Here is a 3,842-nt window from a genome sequence, read left to right on the forward strand (position 1 = left end):
TACTGATGTGGCGGACGGCGCTGACGATGACGCTGGCTGCGAGGTCAGCATCAACCTGATTCCGCATACCGTTCAGAGCACGGCGCTGGGCCAGCTCGGCAAAGGCTCCCGCGTCAACCTTGAAATCGACCTGATCGCGCGCTACGTCGAGCGTATGCTCAAAGACACCCCTACCCACGGAAAAACCCCATAATGCCCATCGCCATTTCTCCCGTTGAAGAGATCGTTGCCGACATGCGCGCCGGTCGCATGGTTATTTTGATTGACGAAGAGGACCGCGAAAATGAAGGCGACCTGATTCTGGCCGCAGACCATGTGAGCGCAGAAGCCATCAATTTCATGGCCCGTTTTGGCCGTGGCCTGATTTGCCTGACGCTGACGCGCGAGCGCTGCGAACTGCTGCAGCTGCCGCCCATGGTCGCGCGCAACGGCACCAAGATGGGCACGGCCTTCACCGTCTCGATTGAAGCGGCCGAAGGCGTGACCACCGGCATTTCGGCCGCCGACCGGGCCCGTACGGTGCAGGCCGCCGTGGCCAGGAACGCCAAGGTCAGCGATTTGGTGCAGCCGGGCCACATCTTTCCGCTGCAGGCGGTGGATGGCGGTGTGCTGATGCGCGCCGGCCACACCGAGGCCGGCTGCGACTTGGCGGCCATGGCGGACTGCTCGCCCGCTTCCGTCATCTGCGAAATCATGAAGGACGACGGCACCATGGCGCGTCTGCCCGACTTGCAACTGTTTGCCGCAGAGCATGGCCTGAAGATCGGCACCATTGCCGATTTGATTGAGCACCGCAGCCGCAACGAGTCGCTAATCACCAAAATTGGCAGCCGCACGCTGCAAACCGCCTTTGGCGAATTCACCACGCACGCCTTCAAGGACATCCCGGGCCAGGGCTTGCACCTGGCGCTGGTCAAGGGCCAATGGCAAGCCAATGACGCGGTGGCCGCACGCGTGCATGAGCCCTTGTCGGTGCTGGATGCGCTCGAAGTCAAGCGGTCCATGCACTCCTGGAGCCTGGACCAGAGCCTGAGACACATTGCCGACGAAGGCAAGGGTGTGGTCGTGCTGCTGAACTGCGGTGAAAGCGCGGCGCAGTTGCTGGCGCAGTTTGAAGGCACCGCACGCCCCAGCCAGGCACCGGAGCGTGGCCGCATGGACTTGCGCACCTACGGCGTCGGCGCGCAGATTTTGCGTGAATGCGGCGTGCACAAAATGAAACTGATGGGCAACCCGCGCCGCATGCCCAGCATGACGGGCTACGGCCTTGAGATAGTTGGCTACATCGCCGCCAAAGACTGAATCAATCAATAACCACCCAAGAGGAATTCATCGTGTTTGGTGCAGAAAAAGGCTCGGCCGACAAGCTTGACGGCAAAAAACTTTCCATTGGCATTGTGCAGGCACGCTTTAACGAAAGCATTACCAATGCCCTGGCCGAGGCGTGCAAGCAGGAACTGGCCGCGCTGGGGGTGGACGACAAAAATATCAGGCATGTCAAGGTGCCCGGCGCGCTTGAGGTGGCCAGCGCCCTGCAGGCCCTGGCCGAGAGCGACAAGTACGACGCCCTGATTGCCCTGGGCTGCATCATTCGCGGCGAGACCTACCACTTTGAGCTGGTGGCCAATGAAAGCGGCGCGGCCGTGACGCGGCTGGCGCTGGACTACCAGTTGCCGATTGCCAACGCGATATTGACGACCGAGAACCCGATGCAGGCGCAGGCCCGCCAGGTTGACAAAGGCCGCGAAGCCGCGCGCGTTGCCGTTGAAATGGCCAACCTGCTTGATGAACTTGCCTGAGCCCTGCTCCAAACTTCTTTTTTACCCGACTGGCGCTTAATGGCTGAACCGATCACCAAACCCAAACGACCCCCGCAAACCCGTACCGGACTGACCGACACCGGCGTCAAGAAGGCGGCCGACAAATCGGCGCGCACCCGTTCGCGCGAGTTCGCCCTGCAGGCCTTGTACCAGCACCTGGTGGGCCGCAATGGCGCCGATTCGATAGACGCTTTCACCCGCGACCTGGTCGGTTTTCACAAGGCAGACTCGGCCCATTACGATGCGCTGCTGCACGGCTGCATCGACGGCGCACCTGCGCTGGATGCGGCCATCCTGCCTTTGCTGGATCGGCCCATGGCCGAAATCTCCCCGGTCGAGCATGCGGTGATGTGGATAGGCGCTTACGAGTTCAAGAATTGCCTGGACGTGCCCTACCGCGTCGTGATCAATGAGTGCATTGAACTGGCCAAGGCCTTTGGCGGCACCGACGGCCACAAATACGTCAACGGCGTGCTGCACCAAATGGCGCCGTCATTGCGCGCCGCCGAAGTCGCCGCCGACAAAGCCCGCTAGACGCCGCCCTGGCGCGCCAACCCCGAAAGACCCGCCGTGAAAATTGCCCAGAGGGCTCAGCGCATTGAGCCGTTTTATGTCATGGAGGTGGCCAAGGCCGCCTCGGCGCTGGCGCAGGAATTTGCCCACACCGCCTCACCCATGATCTTTTTGAACATAGGCGAGCCCGACTTTACCGCGCCGCCGCTGGTGCAGCAGGCCGCTGCACGCGCCATCGCCGAGGGCAACACGCAGTACACCCAGGCAACGGGTTTGCCGGCACTGCGCGAACGCATCAGCGACTGGTATGCCTCGCGCTTTGGCGCGCAGGTGGCCCCCAGCCGCATCATCATCACGGCCGGCGCTTCTGCCGCACTGCAGCTCGCCTGCCTGGCCTTGATCGAGGCCGGCGATGAAGTCCTGATGCCCGACCCGAGCTATCCCTGCAACCGGCATTTTGTCAGCGCGGCCGAGGGCAAGGCGGTGCTGATTCCGACCACGGCAGACGAGCGCTTTCAGCTGACCGCTGCCAAGGTGCAAGCCGCCTGGAATGACAGGACACGCGGCGTGTTGCTGGCGTCGCCCTCCAACCCCACCGGCACATCGATCGCCCCCGGAGAATTGCAGCGCATCCATGAGTTTGTGCACGGCCGGGGCGGTATCACCCTGATTGATGAAATCTACCTCGGCCTCAGCTATGAGGAACACTTTGGCCACACGGCGCTGGCCATGCCTGGTGAGTTGGGCCAGAGCGTCATCAGCATCAACAGCTTCAGCAAATACTTCAACATGACGGGTTGGCGGCTGGGCTGGCTGGTGGTGCCCGAAGCGCTGGCTCCGGTGATTGAGCGGATTGCACAAAACCTGTTTATCTGTGCCAGCACCGTGGCGCAACATGCGGCGCTGGCGTGTTTTGAGCCCGACAGCCTGCAGGAATACGAGCGCCGCCGCGCCAAGTTCAAGGCCAGGCGCGACTACTTCATCCCCGAACTGAATCGCCTGGGCCTGACGGTGCCGGTGATGCCCGACGGCGCTTTTTATGCCTACGCCGACTGCACCCAGGCAGCCAAAAAACTGGGCATCAGCGGCAGCTGGGACTTTGCCTTTGAGCTGATGAAGCGCGCGCACCTGGCGGTCACGCCGGGACGCGATTTCGGCCACGCCGCCCCAGAACAATTTGTGCGGTTCTCGACCGCGAATTCGATGGCACAGCTCAAGGAAGCCGTGGCGCGGCTGGAGTCTGTGCTTGCCTAGCCAGAATATGACCCATTCAACCGGAGGCGATGACCCTTTCAAGCAAGGGCCGCGGGACTGGCTTTGCCAGACCGCAGGCACAACGGCCCCCCCGGGGGGCAGCGCAGTACGCGCAGCGACCAGCGTGGGGGCCATATTCGGTTGGCCGATCCGGGTCTATTGGGAAGACACCGATGCCGGCGGGATTGTTTTCTATGCCAACTACCTGAAGTTTTTTGAACGTTCGCGCACCGAATGGCTCAGATCACTGGGCAT

4 protein-coding genes and 2 pseudogenes are annotated in these 3,842 nt (G+C 62.3%); all 6 read left to right on the forward strand.

Annotation, left to right across the window (positions count from 1 at the left end):
* Positions 1-193, forward strand: a pseudogene (locus RMO23_RS06570) (riboflavin synthase); the annotation flags it as partial.
* Positions 193-1,302 carry a bifunctional 3,4-dihydroxy-2-butanone-4-phosphate synthase/GTP cyclohydrolase II gene (gene ribBA / locus RMO23_RS06575; RefSeq protein ID WP_309679687.1) on the forward strand — a complete coding sequence of 370 codons (1,110 nt, stop codon included), beginning with the start codon at positions 193-195 and terminating at the stop codon, positions 1,300-1,302. The pseudogene RMO23_RS06570 and the gene ribBA, both read left to right, overlap by 1 nt.
* A 32-nt stretch (positions 1,303-1,334) precedes the next feature.
* Positions 1,335-1,799, forward strand: coding sequence for a 6,7-dimethyl-8-ribityllumazine synthase (gene ribH, locus RMO23_RS06580; protein ID WP_309679689.1), 465 nt, complete (start codon positions 1,335-1,337; stop codon positions 1,797-1,799).
* 39 nt (positions 1,800-1,838) lie between these two features.
* Positions 1,839-2,354 (forward strand): transcription antitermination factor NusB, encoded by a 516-nt coding sequence (gene nusB / locus RMO23_RS06585; protein ID WP_309679691.1) that lies wholly within the window; start codon positions 1,839-1,841, stop codon positions 2,352-2,354.
* Between the two features lie 36 nt (positions 2,355-2,390).
* Positions 2,391-3,587, forward strand: coding sequence for a pyridoxal phosphate-dependent aminotransferase (locus tag RMO23_RS06590; protein ID WP_309679693.1), 1,197 nt, complete (start codon positions 2,391-2,393; stop codon positions 3,585-3,587).
* 7 nt (positions 3,588-3,594) lie between these two features.
* Positions 3,595-3,842 (forward strand): annotated as a pseudogene (locus tag RMO23_RS19685) (hypothetical protein); the annotation flags it as partial.

Origin of the sequence: Polaromonas sp. (assembly GCF_031411155.1) — a bacterium.
Taxonomy (GTDB): Bacteria; Pseudomonadota; Gammaproteobacteria; order Burkholderiales; family Burkholderiaceae_C; genus Polaromonas.